Origin of the sequence: Giesbergeria anulus, from assembly GCF_900111115.1 — a bacterium.
GTDB classification, from domain to species: domain Bacteria; phylum Pseudomonadota; class Gammaproteobacteria; order Burkholderiales; family Burkholderiaceae_C; genus Simplicispira; species Simplicispira anulus.
In genome coordinates this window covers 94,912-114,188 of the sequence record NZ_FOGD01000004.1, presented here as the reverse complement: position 1 = coordinate 114,188, position 19,277 = coordinate 94,912, and the positions used below count along the sequence as shown (strand labels likewise).

Annotated in this window: 18 protein-coding genes, 1 other RNA gene and 1 pseudogene; 15 read left to right on the top strand and 5 right to left on the bottom strand. The window is 59.3% G+C overall.

Annotated features, from left to right (window positions below; genetic code table 11):
- Positions 1-26 precede the first annotated feature (26 nt).
- From BMX55_RS08715 to htpX, 5 genes are all read left to right on the top strand, one after another.
- Positions 27-992 (top strand): PhoH family protein, encoded by a 966-nt coding sequence (locus tag BMX55_RS08715; protein WP_091456058.1) that lies wholly within the window; start codon positions 27-29, stop codon positions 990-992.
- A gap of 17 nt (positions 993-1,009) precedes the next feature.
- Positions 1,010-1,468, top strand: a complete 459-nt coding sequence (ybeY, locus tag BMX55_RS08710; RefSeq protein ID WP_091456055.1) for an rRNA maturation RNase YbeY — start codon at positions 1,010-1,012, stop codon at positions 1,466-1,468.
- A 1-nt stretch (position 1,469) separates the two neighbouring features.
- The gene (locus BMX55_RS08705; RefSeq protein ID WP_091456051.1) at positions 1,470-2,237 is read left to right on the top strand and encodes a sulfite exporter TauE/SafE family protein; all 768 of its coding nucleotides are present in this window, start codon (positions 1,470-1,472) and stop codon (positions 2,235-2,237) included.
- Positions 2,238-2,257: 20 nt separating this feature from the next.
- Entirely contained in the window at positions 2,258-3,013 is a 756-nt protein-coding gene (locus BMX55_RS08700; RefSeq protein ID WP_091456048.1) for a DUF3025 domain-containing protein, read from the top strand.
- Between the two features lie 66 nt (positions 3,014-3,079).
- Entirely contained in the window at positions 3,080-3,955 is an 876-nt protein-coding gene (gene htpX, locus BMX55_RS08695; protein ID WP_091456045.1) for a protease HtpX, read from the top strand.
- Positions 3,956-3,964: 9 nt separating this feature from the next.
- Here the strand turns inward: htpX and BMX55_RS08690 are convergent, their stop codons facing one another.
- Complete coding sequence (locus tag BMX55_RS08690) at positions 3,965-4,861, bottom strand: transglutaminase-like domain-containing protein (RefSeq protein WP_091456043.1); 897 nt, start codon at positions 4,859-4,861, stop codon at positions 3,965-3,967.
- A 155-nt stretch (positions 4,862-5,016) separates the two neighbouring features.
- Here BMX55_RS08690 and BMX55_RS08685 point away from each other — a divergent pair, with 155 nt between their 5' ends.
- Positions 5,017-5,649 carry a LysE family transporter gene (locus BMX55_RS08685; RefSeq protein WP_091456040.1) on the top strand — a complete coding sequence of 211 codons (633 nt, stop codon included), beginning with the start codon at positions 5,017-5,019 and terminating at the stop codon, positions 5,647-5,649.
- 17 nt (positions 5,650-5,666) lie between these two features.
- Here the strand turns inward: BMX55_RS08685 and BMX55_RS08680 are convergent, their stop codons facing one another.
- The 3 genes from BMX55_RS08680 to BMX55_RS08670 all read right to left on the bottom strand — a co-directional run bounded on the left by BMX55_RS08680 (position 5,667) and on the right by BMX55_RS08670 (position 9,753).
- Complete coding sequence (locus BMX55_RS08680) at positions 5,667-7,448, bottom strand: NAD(P)/FAD-dependent oxidoreductase (RefSeq protein ID WP_091456036.1); 1,782 nt, start codon at positions 7,446-7,448, stop codon at positions 5,667-5,669.
- Between the two features lie 46 nt (positions 7,449-7,494).
- Entirely contained in the window at positions 7,495-8,412 is a 918-nt protein-coding gene (gene cysK, locus BMX55_RS08675) for a cysteine synthase A (RefSeq protein WP_091456033.1), read from the bottom strand.
- Between the two features lie 81 nt (positions 8,413-8,493).
- The gene (locus BMX55_RS08670) at positions 8,494-9,753 is read right to left on the bottom strand and encodes an HD-GYP domain-containing protein (RefSeq protein ID WP_091456029.1); all 1,260 of its coding nucleotides are present in this window, start codon (positions 9,751-9,753) and stop codon (positions 8,494-8,496) included.
- Positions 9,754-9,828: 75 nt separating this feature from the next.
- On the opposite strand from BMX55_RS08670, the gene rnpB reads away from it, so the two are divergent.
- From rnpB to miaB, 3 genes are all read left to right on the top strand, one after another.
- Positions 9,829-10,168: RNase P RNA component class A (gene rnpB, locus BMX55_RS08665), an RNA gene on the top strand.
- A 53-nt stretch (positions 10,169-10,221) separates the two neighbouring features.
- Complete coding sequence (locus BMX55_RS08660; RefSeq protein WP_245751339.1) at positions 10,222-10,644, top strand: hypothetical protein; 423 nt, start codon at positions 10,222-10,224, stop codon at positions 10,642-10,644.
- A gap of 24 nt (positions 10,645-10,668) precedes the next feature.
- Positions 10,669-12,003 (top strand): tRNA (N6-isopentenyl adenosine(37)-C2)-methylthiotransferase MiaB, encoded by a 1,335-nt coding sequence (gene miaB / locus BMX55_RS08655; RefSeq protein WP_091456025.1) that lies wholly within the window; start codon positions 10,669-10,671, stop codon positions 12,001-12,003.
- Here miaB and paaX read toward each other — a convergent pair.
- Positions 12,000-12,959: a phenylacetic acid degradation operon negative regulatory protein PaaX gene (gene paaX / locus BMX55_RS08650; protein WP_091456021.1), complete on the bottom strand. Its 960-nt coding sequence runs from the start codon at positions 12,957-12,959 to the stop codon at positions 12,000-12,002. The genes miaB and paaX overlap by 4 nt on opposite strands.
- Positions 12,960-13,512: 553 nt before the next feature.
- On the opposite strand from paaX, the gene BMX55_RS08645 reads away from it, so the two are divergent.
- The 6 genes and pseudogenes from BMX55_RS08645 (at position 13,513) to paaN (ending at position 19,271) form a co-directional block, all read left to right on the top strand.
- The gene (locus BMX55_RS08645; protein ID WP_091456018.1) at positions 13,513-14,388 is read left to right on the top strand and encodes a branched-chain amino acid ABC transporter permease; all 876 of its coding nucleotides are present in this window, start codon (positions 13,513-13,515) and stop codon (positions 14,386-14,388) included.
- Positions 14,389-14,390: 2 nt separating this feature from the next.
- Complete coding sequence (locus BMX55_RS08640; protein ID WP_091456015.1) at positions 14,391-15,323, top strand: branched-chain amino acid ABC transporter permease; 933 nt, start codon at positions 14,391-14,393, stop codon at positions 15,321-15,323.
- A 2-nt stretch (positions 15,324-15,325) separates the two neighbouring features.
- Positions 15,326-16,087 carry an ABC transporter ATP-binding protein gene (locus tag BMX55_RS08635; protein ID WP_091456012.1) on the top strand — a complete coding sequence of 254 codons (762 nt, stop codon included), beginning with the start codon at positions 15,326-15,328 and terminating at the stop codon, positions 16,085-16,087.
- Positions 16,088-16,103: 16 nt separating this feature from the next.
- Positions 16,104-16,499 (top strand): annotated as a pseudogene (locus tag BMX55_RS16710) (hemerythrin domain-containing protein); the annotation flags it as partial.
- 216 nt (positions 16,500-16,715) lie between these two features.
- Complete coding sequence (locus BMX55_RS16705) at positions 16,716-17,417, top strand: ABC transporter ATP-binding protein (RefSeq protein WP_245751346.1); 702 nt, start codon at positions 16,716-16,718, stop codon at positions 17,415-17,417.
- A gap of 186 nt (positions 17,418-17,603) precedes the next feature.
- Positions 17,604-19,271 (top strand): phenylacetic acid degradation protein PaaN, encoded by a 1,668-nt coding sequence (gene paaN, locus BMX55_RS08625; RefSeq protein ID WP_091456006.1) that lies wholly within the window; start codon positions 17,604-17,606, stop codon positions 19,269-19,271.
- The last annotated feature ends 6 nt before the right edge of the window (positions 19,272-19,277 follow it).

Genomic DNA, 19,277 nt, shown 5'->3' with positions numbered 1-19,277 from the left:
CTTGCCCCCATAAGCTACCCCGTATTGTGATTCTTCGCCACACTTTTATCCCCCACAACAACAACCGCCTGACGCACCTGTGCGGCCCGGCAGATGCCCACCTGCGCACCATTGAGGCGGCATTGCAGGTCAGCATTGCCCACCGGCATGAGCAGTTCAAAATTGATGGCCTCAAGGCCCGCGCCACCCAAGCGCTAGAAATGCTGCAAGCCATCTATGAGATGGCCGACCGCCCCATCACCGAGGAATACCTGCAACTGATGCTGGCAGGCGATAGCGCCATGAACGAGGCCGCCAGCACGGCCCCTACCCTGAGCACCCGCCGCGCCGACTTGCGTGCGCGTACCCCCACCCAAGCGATGTACCTCGAGAACATCGCCAGCCACGACATCACCTTTGGTATTGGGCCTGCGGGCACTGGCAAAACCTATCTAGCGGTGGCCTGTGCCGTGGATGCGCTGGAGCGCTCTAGTGTGCAGCGTATTGTGCTGACACGCCCAGCGGTAGAGGCGGGCGAGCGGCTGGGCTTTTTGCCGGGCGATTTGGCACAAAAGGTAGACCCGTATCTGCGCCCGCTGTACGACGCCCTCTATGAACTGATGGGCTTTGACAAGGTGCAAAAAGCGTTTGAGCGCAATGCCTTAGAGATTGCACCGCTGGCCTTTATGCGTGGGCGCACACTCAACAATGCCTTTGTGATTCTGGACGAAGCGCAAAACACCACCCCAGAGCAGATGAAGATGTTCTTGACCCGCATTGGCTTTGGTGCCAAGGCGGTAGTCACCGGCGATGTGAGCCAGATTGACCTGCCCAAAGGCGCAATGAGCGGCCTGATTGATGCCGAGCGCGTGCTCAAGCGCGTCAAGGGCATTGCCGTGACCCGCTTTACCAGTGCGGATGTGGTGCGCCACCCGCTGGTGGCCCGCATTGTGGATGCCTACGATGCCGCTGGCCGTCCGGCAGTGGCCCGTTCGCGCAGTAGCGCCCTTTGACCTTTTTTTCTTCTGCTATGCCCTTGCCTGCCCTGACCCTCTCCCTGCAATTTGCCCGTTTTGATGGTGCCGCTGAGCACCGCGCCGCCCTGCCTCGCCACAAAGTCATGCGCTGGCTGCGCCACGCTTTGGCCAGTGATGCCGAAATGGCTGTGCGCATTGTCGATACCGAAGAAGGCCAACAGCTCAACCGTGCTTATCGGGAAAAAGATTACGCCACCAACGTTCTGACCTTTGATTACGCCCAAGAACCCGTGATTCTGGCTGACTTGGTGCTGTGCGCTCCAGTGGTCGAACGCGAAGCGCGCGAGCAGAACAAAACCCTGCAAGAGCACTATGCCCACCTGCTGGTGCATGGCACGCTGCATGCCCAAGGCTGGGATCACGAGACCAGCGAGGAAGATGCACAGGAAATGGAAGCCTACGAGACCGAGATCATGACCGGCTTGGGCTTTACCGACCCCTACGCTACCTGAAATGTGGCCTGCTCTACCGGATGCCTTGTTACTGCTGGGGGCTGCGTTTGGTGCCGGGGCGCTCAATGCCGTGGCCGGTGGCGGTAGTTTTTTGACCTTGCCTGCGTTGGTGTGGACGGGGGTGCCGCCGGTGGTAGCCAATGCCACAGGTACCGTGGCTTTGCTGCCGGGCTATGTAGCCAGCGTTTGGGGCCAGCGCCAAGACATGCAGGCCCCGCCCGGATTGAGTTTGTGGGCAGTGGCATGGTTGTCACTGCTCGGTGGGGCTTTGGGGGCGGCCTTGTTGCTGCTCACGCCCAATGCCACCTTCTCGCGCATTGTGCCGTGGCTGTTGCTGCTGGCTACGGCGCTGTTTGCTTTTGGCCCCCGGTTGCGGCAATGGATATCGGGCATGGCAGGCGCAACAGGTCAGGCCCCGCGCTGGCGTGTCGGTGTTGGGTTGCTGGCGGTGGGTGTTTATGGTGGCTATTTCAATGGGGGCTTGGGCATTTTGCTGTTGGCCTTTTGGAGCCTGTGTGGTGCTACGTCTTTGCACCAGATGAATGCGCTTAAAAATGGGGTCTCGGCGCTGTTGGCCGCTATTGCGGTGGTGGTGTATGCCGCAGGCGGTGTGGTGCAGTGGCCACAGGCCCTGCTCATGATGTTGGCGGCCACCGCAGGCGGCTACGCTGGTGCTCGGCTGGCCCGGCGCATTCCGGCGCAGTGGTTGCGGGCAGGTATTGTGCTCACCGGGTTGGTGATGGCGGCACTGTTTTTTGCCCGTGCATAAAACGGGGGCGCAGGCACTGCATGCAACCGTTGGCACTGCCCCCTATTGCTTGGAGCGCACCTTGGTTTGCCCCAATGCAGCCTATCGGGCAGCCGGTGCAGCAGCATTGGCTGGCAGGCCATACGGTGGCCGAGGCACTCCATGCGCAGCCCCACCTGCCAGTGCGCTTTGTGCCGCAGGCCGAGTTGCCTGATGGCATGGCTTATGAGTCGTTCATTTTTCAGACCGGACATGTCCCCACCCGCGACAACCTACATGACTTTTTTAATGGCCTGATCTGGCTGCATTACCCCCAGACCAAGCGGCGCTTGAACCAGCTCCAAGCCGAGGCCATTGCCATGCAGGGGGTGGGTGCTGTGCGTGGCCCCGTGCGCGATGCCATTACTGTGTTGGACGAGAACGGGGCCGTGCTGGACGCGCCAGAGCTGCTGTGGCAGGCGTTGCTGGCGCGAGACTGGCGGCGGCTATTGGTGGATCTGCGCCCGTTGTGGACGCAGGCGCGGCTCTATCTGCTGGGCCATGCTTTGCTGGAAAAACTGGTGCAGCCGCGCAAATCGATCACCGCCCATGTCTACCGGCCCCAAACTATATTGGCACCCCACAGCAGCGTGGCTGCCGTAGATCGTTGGTTAGCACACGAGCTGGCAGCTCCACATCTGGCTACTAAACCCTTTACCCCTTTGCCGGTGCTGGGTGTTCCGGGCTGGTGGGCTGAGAGCGAGAACTTTTCCTTCTATGATGACTCCGACGTCTTTCGCAGCCCGCGCCGGGGGTAAGCCGCAGATGGCTGCGTTCTCTCTGCCTAGAGGCTTGGCCCCATTCTTGTGGAGAAAAAATCGAATATGAAACGCATTTTGTTGTTTGTCCTGACCAACGTGGCCGTGGTAGCGGTGCTGGGCATTGTGGCCAGCCTGTTGGGCGTGAACCGCTACTTAACCTCCAATGGTCTCAATTTGGGCGCATTGCTGGGTTATGCGCTGGTGATGGGCTTTGGCGGTGCCATCATCTCCTTGCTTATCTCCAAGCCTATGGCCAAATGGAGTTCGGGCGTGCAGGTGATTGAGCAGCCGCGCAACCAAGATGAGGCTTGGATTGTCGATACCGTGCGCAAGTTTGCCGACAAGGCCGGTATTGGTATGCCCGAAGTGGGTATCTTTGAGGGCGACCCAAACGCCTTTGCTACGGGTGCCTTTAAAAACTCGGCGCTGGTGGCGGTGTCCACCGGCCTGCTAGAGAGCATGACCCACGAAGAAATTGAGGCCGTGATTGGCCACGAGGTCGCCCACATTGCCAATGGCGATATGGTGACCATGACGCTGATCCAAGGGGTGATGAACACCTTTGTGGTCTTCTTGTCACGGGTGATTGGTTATGCGGTAGATAGCTTTTTGCGCAAGGGCGATTCAGAAAACTCTGGCCCCGGCATTGGCTACACCATCACTACCTTGGTGCTGGATATTTTGCTGGGCTTTGTGGCGGCGATGATCGTGGCTTGGTTCTCGCGCCAGCGCGAGTTTCGCGCCGATGCGGGCGCAGCCCAACTGATGGGCCGCAAGCAGCCGATGATTAACGCCTTGGCCCGTTTGGGTGGCGTGCATCCAGCCGAACTGCCCAAGAGCATGGCGGCGATGGGTATTGCCGGTGGTATCGGCCAACTGTTTAGCACCCACCCCCCGATTGAAGAGCGCATTGCTGCCTTGCAAAGCGCCGGGCATTGATCTGGGTACTCAGCGGGCGTTGATCTCATTCCAAGAAAAACCGGCGTCACTCGACAGGGCTTCTTCTCGGTGTACTGGATAAACCCACCCGGTATTGGGGCCCGTTTGGGCAGAGATATCGATGCGCGGTGCCGCTGCCGTCACGTTGCCAAAAATGGTGGCAAACGAGGCGTCTGCGGCGTCACGCCCGGTGCCAATACGCACAAAGCCCATCGGAATGGCGGTGCCCGAAGGGTCGAACAGGTACCAACGGTGACTGAGGTACACCTCGACATAGGCATGAAAGTCTGTGGGCCCCAGTGCTGGGTCGGCCCCAAAATCAATGCCCGTGGTAAAGCGGGCTGGAATGTTCAGCGCCCGGCACATGGCGATCATCAGGTGGGCAAAATCACGGCATACCCCCACATGGGCATGGAGCGTATCCAGCGCTGAGGTCATGGAGTTGCTGGTGTTGGACTGGAATTTAACCTGTGAGCGTACCCAGTCGCGGATGGCCAACACGCGGGCATAGCCTTGTCGCTGTGTGCCAAACAGGTTCATGGCCTGTGCGGTCAGGCAATCGGACTGGCAGTAGCGGCTGGGGTAGAGGTAGATGAGTGCGTCTGGGGGCAGCTGGGCCACTGGGGTCTCCATCACGCTGGCCGGTGGGGCCGTGTGGTGGATGATGTCGATGGTGGCTTGGTAGCGTACTAGCAAGGGGCCGGGCGTAGCGGTCAGGCGCAGGTAGCGGGTGTGTGTGCTGGGGTCGGTGTGGCTGGTCAGGGGCACGGGTTGACTGACCAGCAGCTGCTCCCAAGCCACAAATTGCTGGCGTGTCTGGGCGCACTGGATGTTAAAAATGAAATCGGCACCTGGTGGGGTGTTGACCATGTAGTTCAGGTCAATGGCGAGGTGGATGCGTACCATAGGTTCACCGTAAAAGTAGCGCTGTCAGCCTGCGCTGCGGCGGGGGCGCGAGAATGCGCGCAAGTACTGCGTGTGCAAGCAAGGTTTAGGCCACCACTGCACGCACCGTACTTCATACCCCAAGATCATGGGCTACGACAAACAAGGAATCAACAATGGAGTTTTCTACTTGGCTGGCATTGTTTGCCGCATCATGGGCCATCAGTATTTCGCCAGGGCCGGGGGCCGTGGCCTCGATGAGTGCGGGGCTGAACCACGGCTTTCGCATCGGTTACTTCACCGCTTTTGGGCTGGTGCTTGGCATCTGGGTGCAGATCGTGGTGGTGGGCTTGGGGTTGGGGGCTTTGATTGCCGCTTCCAACACGGCTTTTACCGTGGTGAAGTGGTTGGGGGTGGTTTATCTGGTGTGGCTGGGCATTCAGCAATGGCGTGCGCCTGCGGTACCGATGGTGGCGAAGATCGAAGGCGAGCGCCCGCAGGCGTCACGCGCTAGCATGGTGCTGCGTGGTTTGCTGGTCAATATCGTCAACCCCAAGGGCACAGTGTTTTTGCTGGCCGTGGTGCCGCAGTTTATGGATTTGGCCCAACCGCTGTGGCCACAGTATGTGGCCATCGGGTTGACCATCGCCTTTACCGATCTGGTGGTGATGGCTGGTTACACCGCCTTGGCCGCCCGTGTGCTGGGCACTTTGACCTCCACCACCCATATCCGGGCCATGAACCGCGTCTTTGGCAGCCTGTTTGTGCTGGCTGGGTCATTGCTGGCGCTGTTTAAGCGCGCCGCCTGATTTTTGGGGAGAACAGCCTACGCCGTGTGGCCCAGCAGGGTGCGGGCCACGGCTTCGGCTACCTTGATGCCATCGACCCCTGCTGAGAGGATGCCACCGGCATAACTAGCCCCTTCGCCAGCGGGATACAGACCGGCTGTGTTCAGGCTTTGGAAGTTGTCACCACGGGTGATTTTCAGTGGTGAAGAGGTGCGGGTTTCTACCCCAGTGAGCACGGCATCGGGCATATCAAAACCCTTGATTTTTCTGCCAAAGGCGGGCAGAGCCTCGCGCAGTGCGGTAATGGCGTAGGCGGGCAGGGCCGGGTGCAAATCGCCCAGCGTCACGCCGGGTTTGTAAGAAGCCTCCACTTCGCCCCAGTGCTGCGAGGGCCGCCCGGCGATGAAATCGCCCACCAGTTGGCCCGGTGCGTTGTAGTTGCTGCCCCCCAAGACATAGGCGTTCGATTCAAGCTGGCGCTGGAGCACGATGCCTGCTAACGGGTGTGGTGTACCTGCGGGTTGGCTTTCAATGCCGTAGGTGGCCCCTAGCGTAGCCTCGAAGGCGGCGGGATCGGTGGGGTAGTCGCTGGGGTCAATACCCACCACCATGCCCGCGTTGGCGTTGCGTTCGTTGCGCGAATACTGGCTCATGCCGTTGGTGACGACCCGGCCCGGCTCGCTGGTGGCTGCCACTACGGTGCCGCCGGGGCACATACAAAAGCTGTAGGCGGTGCGGCCATTGCTGGCGTGGTGTACCAGTTTGTAGTCGGCTGCGCCCAGCAGCGGGTGCCCAGCATGGCGGCCCCAGCGGGCGCGGTCAATCACGCCCTGCGGGTGCTCAATGCGAAAACCGACCGAGAACGGCTTGGCCTCCATATACACGCCCCGCTCGTGCAACATGGCAAAGGTGTCGCGGGCGCTGTGGCCTAAGGCGATCACTACTTGCGAGGCGCGTAGCTCCGTGCTTTGGCCGGTGGCCTGATCGAGTACCCGCAGGCCGCGCAGGTGGCGACCTTGGCCTTTGTCTTCCACGATGATGTCGGTAACGCGCTGCTCAAAGCGCACATCGCCGCCCAGCGCGATGATTTGTTCGCGCAGGGCCTCTACCACCTTGACCAGTTTGAAGGTGCCGATGTGCGGGTGGGCAGCGTACAAAATCTCCGGCGGTGCCCCTGCCTGCACAAATTCTTCCATCACCTTGCGGCCCAAGTGGCGCGGGTCTTTGATCTGGCTGTAGAGCTTGCCGTCAGAGAAGGTACCGGCACCGCCTTCACCAAACTGGACATTCGATTCGGGGTTCAGTTCGCGCTTGCGCCACAGGCCCCAAGTGTCTTTGGTGCGTTGGCGTACGCTTTTGCCGCGCTCTAACACGATGGGCTTGAAGCCCATTTGCGCCAGTGCCAGCGCTGCAAAAATGCCGCAAGGGCCAAAGCCGACCACCACGGGGCGCTCTGTCAGGCTGGCCGGTGCTTGGCCCACTGGGTGCCAAACCATGTCGGGCGTGGGCTGGATATGCGGGTTGGTCGCATGGCGGGCCAGCAGTGCCGCTTCCTGCGCCCGGTCAGCCAGCGTGACATCCACAATAAACACCGCCAGCAATTGGGCCTTGCGGGCATCAAAACTGCGCTTGAACACCTGTAGCTGTGCCAGTTCGGCCTCTGGCACGCCCAGCGCTTGGGCGGCCAAGCGGTGCAAAGCCGCAAGCGGCTGGGGCGCGGGGGCGCGGTCAGCCTCGGTCTCAAAGCTGGCATCAGCAGCGCGCAGTGGGGGAACGGGCAGTTCCGTCAGGGGCAGTTTGAGTTCAGACAGGCGGATCATGGCAACAGGCCCGTGGTCATCGGGCAGGGGTGCAAAGGGAGCTATTTTAGGTGGGCAAGAAGCCGTCTACCGACAAGTAGCGCTCGCCGGTGTCGTAGTTAAAGCCCAGCACCTTGGCTCCGGCGGGCAGTTCGGGCAGTTTTTGCGCAATAGCCGCCAGCGTAGCGCCAGAGGAGATGCCCACCAGCAGGCCCTCTTCGCGGGCGGCGCGGCGGGCGTATTCGCGGGCGGGTTCGGCATCCACTTGGATCACGCCATCGAGCAGGCTAGTGTCCAAATTTTTCGGAATAAAACCGGCCCCAATGCCTTGGATCGGGTGCGGTGCTGGCGCGCCACCGCTGATGACGGCTGAGGCGCTAGGCTCTACCGCAAACACCTTGAGTTGTGGAAATTGGGCTTTCAGCACGCGCGCCACGCCGGTCAGGTGCCCGCCGGTGCCCACGCCGGTAATCAGGGCGTCTAGCCCCTCAGGAAAATCGGCCAGAATTTCTTGCGCCGTGGTGCGTACGTGTACGTCTACATTGGCGGGGTTTTCAAACTGTTGCGGCACCCAAGCGCCGGGGGTTTGCGCCTTGAGTTCTTCGGCGCGGGCAATAGCCCCTTTCATGCCTTTTTCGCGCGGTGTTAGGTCAAAGGTGGCACCGTAGGCCAGCATCAGGCGGCGGCGCTCAATGCTCATGCTGTCGGGCATCACCAAAATGAGTTTGTAGCCCTTCACAGCGGCCACCAGCGCCAGCCCAATGCCGGTGTTGCCGCTGGTGGGTTCAATGATGGTGCCGCCCGGTTGCAGTGCGCCCGATTTTTCTGCGTCTTCTACCATCGCCAGTGCGATGCGGTCTTTGATGGAGCCGCCAGGGTTGCCGCGCTCGGATTTAACCCAAACGTTAGTGCCTGCGCCAAACAAGCGGTTGATGCGGATATGGGGCGTGTTGCCAATGGTTTGCAGGACGTTGCTGAATTTCATGGTGCAGGTCTCCGGTGTGTGGGAAAAACCTGCACATTCTGGCCCAGTTGTATGGGCCTAGCGGCTATTTGCATATAGCACTTACACCAGGATATCAAAATGCCGCTGCACCATGTCCGTCATCAGCTTGCGCGTGGCCGCTTCGTCTAGTCCCTGCAACTGCCGATGCAGCTCAGGGGCCAATTGGGTAAAGGTGTCGAGCACCAAGGGGTCAAAGTGGCTGCCCCGACCTTCGTGCAAGATGGCCATGACTTGCTCAAATGGCAACGGCTCCTTGTACGGGCGGCGCGAACTCAGGGCATCAAACACATCAGCCACGGCAAAAATGCGCGCCGATAGCGGAATGTTTTGCCCAGACAGGCCACGCGGATAGCCGGAGCCATCCCATTTTTCGTGGTGGCTGCCCACGACATCGCGGGCACCGTCTAGCCAGCCAGCACCGGTGACGATGTCTTCGCCCAGCGCCACATGGGTGCGCATGGTAGCCATTTCTGCATCGTCCAAGCGCCCCGGTTTGAGCAAAATGGCATCTGGAATGCCAATTTTGCCTGCATCGTGCAAAAAGCTACCCGCAATGAGCGATTGCATGGCCGCACCCTGCAAGCCCAATGCATGGGCGGTACTGGCGGCCAGCCAAGCCACGCGGTAGTTGTGTGCGCCGGTGTCGGAGTCGCGCTTGGCAATGGCCCTGCCTAAGGCTTCCATCATGGCAATGTGCGATTCCAGCACTTGCTGGGCCTTGTGTTCGTTCTCTTTTACCAGATGCACCACCACCGGGTAAATCACGGCACCACAGACCAGAGAGGCCAAACACACCATCAGACTGACGATGAAGGCATCGGACACAATTTGCTGGCGCTGCCATTCGGGGATGATGCGTACCCCTTCAAAATAGCCAGTCACGGGGCCAGAGACGGCCTCGCGCAGTGGCACAAAAACCCGTAGTACCCACTCACCAGAAGGCAGGGGCAGGCTTTCATAAAAAGAGTCAACATATTGCGGAGCGCCGTGGCGCGGTAGTTGCGGTTCTACGGTGTGTCCGGCTGGGGTCACAGACTCGGCCAGCTTACTGCCATCGGCACCGTAGATCTCGGCAATTTCAAACAAGCCCCCGGTGAGCAGTTGTGCGGCCTGCTGGGCTTGGGCAGCGGCCTTGGGGCCATCAAGGCGCAGGCTGTCTTGGGCACTCAAGACGCGGCGCGATTCTTCTTGGGCAAAAGCTACCACCTCTTCCTCGGCATTTTCGCGTGAGACGAACCAAGCCAGCGGACTGGCACAAGCGGCCATCAGCAACGTGACAGCGGCAATACGCCCTGCGGTTTTGCGTTGAAAAGTCTGCATTCATCCCACCTTTGAAGAAGCCGTAACTATGCATTGCTGTGATGAAGCCTATCTGAATGCCATAATCACCACCGTGAAGCACGCCAGACCGCCGCTGGTGCAATTTGGGAAACCAAGCACTGGAGGAACGTCCGGACTGCACAGGACAGCGTAGCAGCTAACGGCTGCCCACCGCAAGGTGAGGATCAGAGCAACAGAGACGAGTCTGACGGGAGTACCGCAAGGTAAACCAGTCGGGGTGAAACGGGCAATCTCTACGCGCAGCAATACCAAGTAGGCCAGCGTTGATGTGGTTCCGCAGAGCTGGCGGGTAGGTAGCACCGAGCCGGGTGGGCAACCCCCGGCCCAGAGTAATGGCGGTCACGCTGCGGGTAACCGCAGTGCACAGAATCCGGCTTATCGGTGTGCTTCACACTTTGTTTTTCGGTGGCCCCGTAAAATTACGGTTTCAGCCACTGGATATACACCATGCACCGCTGCATTCCTTGCTTGGGGCCTTCTGATGAACGGCCCCGCTCCCGCGTTTCCCATCTGCTGCTGGCTTTTTCTGTCACGGTTTTTGGCGGGTTGCTGGCGAGCTTGCCAGCCCCCGCGCAAGCACAAATGCTGCCCATCACCGGTGCAGCCCGCAATTTTCCTGAAGCGGCTGTGCGCGGCACCTTGGTGGTGACTGGGCAAGGCATGGCCGAGGTGAACGGCAAGGCTCTGCGCATGGCACCGGGGATGCGCCTCTTCAATGCAGAAAATGCACTGGTCATGCTGCACACCGTGATCGGGCAAAAATTGACCGTCAACTATCTGATTGAGCAAAGCACCGGCCTGTTGCTCACGGCTTGGGTGCTCAGTTCGGCTGAAGCCGCGCAAGAGCGCAAGAGCAACACAGTGCGCTGAATACCCCATTACCCTACTTTCCCCATGAGCAAAAAAGTCTTTATTAAAACCTTCGGCTGTCAGATGAACGAGTACGACTCGGACAAGATGGCCGACGTGCTCGGTGCCGCCCAAGGCTACGAGCCCACCGACAACCCCGAAGAAGCCGACCTGATCCTCTTTAACACCTGCTCGGTGCGCGAAAAGGCGCAAGAAAAGGTATTTAGCGATTTGGGCCGCATCAAGCACCTCAAAGAAAAAGGCGTGCTGATTGGCGTGGGCGGTTGCGTCGCCAGCCAAGAGGGCGAAGAGATCATCAAGCGCGCCCCCTATGTCGATGTGGTGTTTGGCCCGCAAACCCTGCACCGCCTGCCTGAATTGCTCTTGGCCCGTGCCGCCAAGGCCAAGCCACAGGTGGATATTAGCTTTCCAGAAATCGAAAAGTTTGACCACCTGCCGCCCGCCCGCGTGGAGGGCGCTAGCGCCTTTGTTTCGATCATGGAGGGCTGCTCCAAGTATTGCAGCTACTGTGTGGTGCCTTACACCCGTGGCGAAGAAGTCAGCCGCCCATTAGACGATGTGCTGGTCGAGGTGGCCGGGTTGGCCGATCAAGGCGTGAAAGAAATCACGTTGCTGGGCCAAAACGTCAATGCCTACCGGGGTGCGATGGGCGACACCGCCGAGGTAGCTGATTTTGCCCTGCTGCTCGAATATGTAGCCGAAATCCCCGGTATTGAGCGCATCCGCTACACCACCAGCCACCCCAATGAGTTCACGCCGCGCCTGATTGAGGCCTACGCCAGCATTCCTCAACTGGTCAATCACCTGCACCTGCCGGTGCAGCACGGCAGCGACCGGATTTTGATGGCCATGAAGCGCGGCTACACGGCGATGGAGTACAAAAGCACGGTGCGCAAGCTGCGCGTCATTCGCCCGGATATGGCGATGAGCAGTGACTTTATTGTGGGTTTTCCGGGCGAGACCGAAGAAGACTTTCAAAAGATGATGAAGCTGATCGACGATGTGCGTTTTGACAACAGCTTCAGCTTTATCTTTAGCCCGCGCCCCGGCACGCCAGCGGCCAGCCTGCACGACGATACGCCGCAAGACGTTAAGCTGCGCCGCTTGCAGCAGTTGCAAGCGGCCATCAACCAAAACATCAAAGACATCAGTGAGGAGCGCGTGGGCACCGTGCAGCGCTTGCTGGTGGAGGGCGTGAGCAAGCGCGACGCCAGCGAGCTGATGGGCCGCACTGAATGCAACCGCGTGGTCAACTTTCCGGGCCAGCCGCGCCTGATGGGGCAGATGGTCGATGTGCGTATCACCGAGGCCAAAACCTACACCTTGCGCGGCGAGGTGCTGTTGCACGAGAGCGTCTAGGCCAAGTCATCCTCAATCTGAAAGCGCCCCAGCAGCAGGCGCGAGGCGCGGGGCATGTCGCCGCTGGCCAGTTGTAGGCATTGGTCGAGGTGGCGCTCCGAGGGTGCCAACAGGCGGCGGTAAATCTCTTTGCACAGCAGCCGTGCTTGGTTGCCCGGCCAACCGGCAGGTAGCAGTACTTCGGGCAGTTCGGGGTCGCGCAGCAAAAAGCGGCGAAAGTCGTGGATGAGCAGGATGCGCGCTAGGCAGGCCAGCTCTTCATTGACGCTGTCGGTGGGCTCTTGCCGCAAGGCATCCAAAATGGGTTGGTAGCGTGCCACAAAGCCGCTGTAGGCGGCGGCCAGCCCGTCTAAGTTCCAAGCGCGCTGCACCATGCTGGCATCGTTGGCCGATAGGCTCAGTTTGGGGTTGATTGCTACCAAGGGCATCAACTGCGGCAGCAGCTCGGCCATACCGTCGGCGGCCAAAGCATCAAAGGCCCGATCTAGCTCGGCGCTGGGGTGGATAAAGCAGCCAGAGCCGGTATCGCCAAACCCTTGCCAAGACAGCGCTTGGCGCAGGCGGTCGCGCTGGCGCGGCTCCAACTCGCCCACCACCATGATGAGACGCCAGCGCCGATCCCACTGGGGCGCTTCGGCGGCGTAGATTTGCCGCGAGGCTTCTTCAAACCGGCGCTGCCCGGAGGGCGTGAGCATGTAATCGGTGCGCCGCCCAATGGCCTCGGTTTGTAGCCACTCATCTTTGACCAGCCGGAACACTGTGGTGCGTGCCAGCCGCTCGTTGATGTCCAGCGGTTGTAGCAGTTTGATGAGGCTGCCCAGCCAGACCCGCCCACCACGGGGCAGGATGGCATCGCCAAAAACCGAGGTGATGAGGGAGCTGGCTTGTACGCGGCTTTTCTGGCGAAAGCTCTCCAAAAGGGCCTCAATGGCCTGTGATGCGATAGGTTCGTGCATAGGTGGTTGATGGTAGCTGCGCCGCAGCTTGCGTAGGCCAAGAGTCTGTGTGCTAAGGGCAGAGTAGCACCTTGGCTGCACTATAGGACTATAGGGAAAGCCTAGGGGCAAAACGATACGCACAAAACGTTTTTTTGTGCCAGTATGTGATGCTAGGAGACTCAAAAATTCTTAGCATTTTTTGTTCTTTCTGGCTTGCGGTGTTGGCAACACTGCGCCAGTGTGCCGCCAAAATGTGGCTTATTTCTGCGATAAGTCAAACCACTGTGGGCATAAAACACCATTTTTAGGGCCGTTGAGGGGGGCTTGGAGCCTGTTTATATTAGGGATTACCCGCATTTTGACCCTCAAACGAGATACAAAAACAATAAAAAATCTGATTCTAGGTATCATGATGGCACGTGCATAAAACGCTGCACAAGCCCAGTTTAGTGCTGCCCTGTGCTGGGCAGTGCGTTCGGGCAACGTTCCCCAAAAACCACTACGGAGACTACCCTATGCCCTTGCCGCTACAAGGTTGCCATGCGTCTGCGACGCTCGGGAGGATCGACTGATGCTTGCCGAGTTTTTGCAATTTTTGTTCTCTGGCATCACCGTGGGGGCTACCTATGCCTTGGCTGCACTGGGCTTCACGCTGATCTACAACGCCAGCAACGTCATCAACTTTGCCCAAGGCGAGTTCATCATGCTGGGCGGCATGTTGGCGGTGTTTTTTGCCCAGATGGGCCTGCCGATGCCGGTGGTGCTGCTGTTGGCTATTGCCATTCCGGCAGCGGTGGGCGTGGTGATGGAAAAGGTAGCCATTGAGCCGATCAAAGGGGCCGAAACAGTCTCGCTCATCATCGTCACCATTGGTGCTTCGCTGGTCATTCGCGGCCTGATTCAGGTTTGGCTGGGCAAGGGCACACACAGCTTTCCCGCTTTTTCTGGCGATGCGCCTCTGCAAATTTTGGGCGCTACGCTGCTGCCGCAAAGTCTGTGGGTGCTGGGTGTCACGGCAGTGGTGGTGGTCGGTTTGTGGTATTTCTTTAACCGTACCCTCACCGGCAAGGCCATGTTGGCTACCTCGTTCAACCGCACGGCGGCTGAGCTGGTGGGCATCAACACCAGTTGGGTGCTGTTTATGAGTTTTGCGATGGCCGCTGGCTTGGGTGCGCTGGGCGGCATTCTGATTACCCCCATCACCATGACCTCGTATGACGTCGGCATCATGCTCGGCCTCAAGGGCTTTGTGGCCGTGGTGGTCGGTGGTTTGGGCAATGGTTTGGGCGCGGTGGTTGGCGGTTTGCTGGTCGGTGTGCTGGAAGCGATGGGCGCGGGCTATATCTCCTCAGCCTACAAGGATGCGATGCCGTTTGTGCTGATCCTGCTGGTGCTGTTCTTCATGCCGCGCGGTCTGTTCGGTGGCAAATCGACCGATCGGGTGTAAGTATGCAAAAGAGTTCTTATATCGGGCTGGGCCTGCTGGTGGCCGTGCTGTTGGTGCTGCCGTGGGTGGTGCCCAACAGTTACTACATGGATTTGGCGATTCGCATTGGTATCAACGCCATCATCGTCATCGGGCTGAATCTGCTGATTGGCTTTGCTGGCCAGATCAGCTTGGGCCATGCGGGGTTTTTGGGCATTGGCGCTTACGCCTCGGCAGTGCTGCCCACGCACTTTGGTTTACATCCCTTGTTGGCGATGGCCGCCGGTGCTACTGCCACCGCCGTGATTGCCGGGCTGGTGGCACGCCCTATTTTTAAGCTCAAGGGCAATTACTTGGCGATGGCTACCTTGGGGCTGGGCATCATCATCAACATCGCCCTGCGCAATGAAGCGCAATGGACGGGTGGCCCCGACGGTATGCCGGTGCCTGCGATGTCAGTGTTCGGCTTTGAACTCAGCACCGATAAGCACTGGTACTGGGTGGTGGCTGCCATGTTGGCCTTTAGCGTCTGGGCTTCGCTCAACATGATTGACTCACCGTTTGGCCGTGCGCTGCGCGCCTTGCATGGCTCTGAAGTGGCCTCGCAGGTGGTGGGTGTGAATGTGGTGCGCTACAAGGTGACGATTTTTGTGATGTCGGCGGTGTTTGCCAGCATCATGGGCAGCATCACGGCGCATTACATGGCCTTTGTTACGCCCAATTTTGCCGATTTCTTCCACTCGGTTGAACTGGTAACGATGGTGGTGGTGGGCGGCATGGCTTCGGTGTTCGGTTCCATCATCGGTGCCGTGCTGCTGACGGCCTTGCCTCAAGCCTTGGCTACCTTTGAGGGCTGGGAAACCGTGGTGTTTGGTGCTGTGCTGATGCTGTGCATGATTTTCCTGCCCAAGGGGCTGGTGCCGACGCTGGCTGCCAAATTTGGTAAGGGAGATTGAACATGGCCCTGCTAGAAGTCAAAGACCTGTCCATCCACTTTGGTGGTGTCAAGGCGGTGCAGAACGTATCGTTCAATATTGATGCAGGCATCGTTTATGCCGTGATTGGCCCCAACGGCGCAGGCAAGACCACGCTGTTTAACCTGATTACGGGGGTCTATAAGCCCACCACCGGCGAGATTCGCCTCGATGGCGAGCCGATCCACGGTAAATCGCCCAATGAGCTGGCCGAGCGCGGCGTGGCCCGTACGTTCCAGAACCTGCAAATCTGCATGAACATGACGGCCATCGAGAACGTGATGGTGGGCGCGCATTTGCGGCTAGACCGCAACCTGTTCAAGGCAGCGCTGCGCTGGCCCAGCCTGCGCAAGCGCGACCGCGAACTGCGCGAAGAGGCCGCCGAGCTGATGCGCTTTGTCGGTCTAGAAAGCTACACCAACGCCCGTGCCGACACTATGTCTTATGGCGTGCTCAAGCGGCTCGAAATTGCCCGTGCCTTGGCCATGAAGCCACGCATGATCTTTTTGGATGAGCCTGCTGCGGGGCTGAACCCCAAAGAAACCATCGAGGTCGATCAGTTGGTGCGCAAAGTGGCCGACTCTGGCATCACCGTGGTGCTGGTAGAGCACGACATGAAGATGGTGATGAACCTGTCTGATCGCATTTTGGTGCTCGACTACGGCAAAAAGCTGGCCGAAGGCACCGGCGAAGAGGTGCGCAAAAACCCCGACGTGATTGCCGCCTATCTGGGTGCCCACGGTTAAAACGGAAGCAGGAAAAATGGAAACACTGCGTATCATTACCGAAGAGCATCGGAGCTTTTGGCGCATGGCGATTGCGCTAGAGCAGGTGGCCGATGATTTGGATGCGGGCAAACCGGTCGATCCGGCGTTCTTTCAGGCCGCCTTCGAGTACATCGAAAAGTTTGCCGACCACGCGCACCACCGCAAAGAAGACGATTACCTGTTCCCACTGATGCGCCAGCGCTCGGCTGATGCGGTGCCCTTGGTGGAAGCGCTGGAAGAAGAGCACCGCCAAGCCATCGTCCACTTGGAAGGGATGCGCCAAGCGTTTGCCCAAGTCACAGCGGGCCAGCCACCGGGGGCTTTGGTGCAGTCGTTGCGCGACTATTGCAAGCGGCTCAAAAACCACATCCGCACCGAAGAGGGTAAGGCGCTGCCCTTGGCACGCAAAATTCTGACGGCTGAAGATTGGCAAAAGATTGATGCCCGCTTCCAAGAACACAACGACCCGCTGTTTGGCCCCGAAGCCCAAGCCGAGTTTCAGGAGCTGTACCACCGCGTGGTCAGTTTGGCCCCAGAGTCGATAGGCTTGGGAGCCCACAGCGGCGGTGTGTTGAAGACACCCATGCCCGCTAGCGGTGGTGACGTGCTGCTCAAAGTCAGTGGCTTAGAGAGCAGCTATGGCCGCATCAAAGCCCTGAAAGGCTTGAATTTAGAAATCCACCGGGGCGAAACCGTGGCGCTGGTCGGTGCCAATGGTGCCGGTAAAACCACCTTTTTGCGCACGCTGTCGGGTGTGCAACCGATGGGTGCTGGGCAAATTGTGTTTGATGGCGAAGACATCTCGAAGGTGCGTGCTGACCAACGGATGCGCCGGGGTATCTGCCAAAGCCCTGAAGGGCGGCAAGTGTTTGGCCCGCTGTCGATTGAAGACAACCTGCTGCTAGGCGCTTACACCCAGCCCAAGCAGCAAGTGCCCGAAGACCTCGAAAAGGTCTATGCCATGTTCCCGATCTTGAAGGAAAAGCGCAAGTTGCCTGCGGGCACCCTGTCGGGCGGCCAACAGCAGATGCTGGCTATTGGCCGCGCACTGATGGGCCGCCCCAAGCTGCTGCTGCTCGATGAGCCGTCGATGGGTTTGGCTCCGCTGCTGGTGCAGGAGGTGTTCAACGTGGTCAAGGCGCTCAAGGCGCAGGGCATGACCATCATCTTGGCCGAGCAAAACGCTTTTGCCGCGCTGGCACTGGCCGACCGGGGCTATGTGCTCGAAACCGGCGAGATCACCCTGACCGGTACCGGCCAAGACTTGATCCACAACGAGAAGGTGCGCGCTGCCTATCTTGGTATGTGACATTGCAAGCTAATTTTTGCCATAAATGTTTATCGTATTAAGGTTTTCCCTCTAAGAAAAACCATTCTTTAAGTGATACACTTTTTTCTGATGAAATGAAATTTGTGTGTTGCTTGTTGCTCGGTAGAGCAGCGTTGGCTCCGCTGCTTTGCGTACAAGTTTCAGCCGTTTCTATTTGGAAAAAGCATGTCCCATCCTTTGTTTGAACAACACCGTGCCACCCTCGATGGCGCTTTGCAAGCCATCGCCACCCGTGGCTACTGGTCGCCCTACACTGAGATGCCCAGCCCCAAGGCTTACGGTGAAACCGCCGCCGAAGATGGCAAGCGCGCCTACGAAGCCCACTTGGGTCAAAACTTTGAGCTAAACCAACCCGGCCAAAACGGCTGGACAGGCAACGAGGTCTCGCCCTACGCTGGTGCCTTGAACGTCCATTACCCGCTGTGCGACCATGAAGCCCTGATTGATGCCGGTCTGGTTGCCATGAAGGGCTGGCAAGCCGTCGGTGCTGAAGGCCGCACTGGTATTTGTTTAGAAATTTTGGCCCGCCTGAACCGCCAGAGCTTTGAACTGGGCCATGCCGTGATGATGACCACCGGCCAAGGCTGGATGATGGCCTTCCAAGCTGGTGCCCCCCATGCCCAAGACCGTGGTTTGGAGGCCGTGGCCTACGCTTGGCGCGAACAAAGTTTTGTCCCCGCCGAAGCTGTCTGGGAAAAGCCCCAAGGCAAAAACCCCGCCTTGGTCATGAAGAAGCATTTTGAAGTGGTGGGCCGGGGTGTGGGTTTGGTGGTCGGTTGCGGCACCTTCCCCACTTGGAACACCTATCCGGGCGTGTTTGCTGCACTGGCTACCGGCAATGCCGTGATTATCAAGCCGCACAGCAACGCCATCTTGCCCGCCGCTATCACCGTGCGCACCATTCGCGCTGTGCTGGCTGAAAACGGCATTGACCCCAACTTGGTCACGCTGTGCGTGACCGACAACCGCAGCGTCACCCAAGCGCTGGCAACGCACCCCAGCGTCAAGTCGGTGGACTTTACTGGCAGCAACGTGTTTGGCCAGTGGCTGATTGAGCACTGCAAGCAAGCGCAGGTTTATGCCGAGTTGGCTGGTGTGAACAACATCGTCATCGACTCCACCAACGCTTACAAGGCCATGCTGGGCAACTTGGCGTTCACGTTGTCACTGTATTCGGGCCAAATGTGTACCACGTCGCAGGCCATTTTTGTGCCCGCTGGCGGTATCGACACCGACGAAGGCCACAAGAGCTACGATGAAGTGTGTGCCGACTTGGGCAAGGCCATTACCCGTTTCCTGTCCAAGCCTGAAGTGGCCTTTGCAGTGCTGGGTGCGATGCAGTCCGAAGCCACCGCCGACCGTGTGGCCCACGCCAACAGCGGCCAACTGGGCACCGTGGTGCTGGCTTCGCAAACACTCAACAACCCCGACTTCCCCGCTGCCCAAGTACGCACCCCAGTGTTGCTGGCCTGCGATGCTGCCGATGAGGCTGCCTACATGGAAGAGCGTTTTGGCCCGATCAGCTTTGTCGTCAAGGTGGCCGATACTGCCGCTGGCATCGCTTTGTCCGAGCGCATCGTGCGTGAGCATGGTGCCCTGACCGTGGGCCTGTACTCCACCCGCCAAGAAGTGATTGACGCCATGACTGAAGCCACTTGGCGCGGCAAGGTGGCGCTGTCTATCAACCTGACCAGCGGCGTGTTTGTGAACCAGTCCAGCGCTTTCTCGGATTACCACGGCACCGGCGGCAACCCCGCAGCCAACGCCTCGTATGCGGATTCGGCCTTTGTCGCCAACCGATTCCGCGTGGTGCAACGCCGCTACCACGTCTAAGGGGCC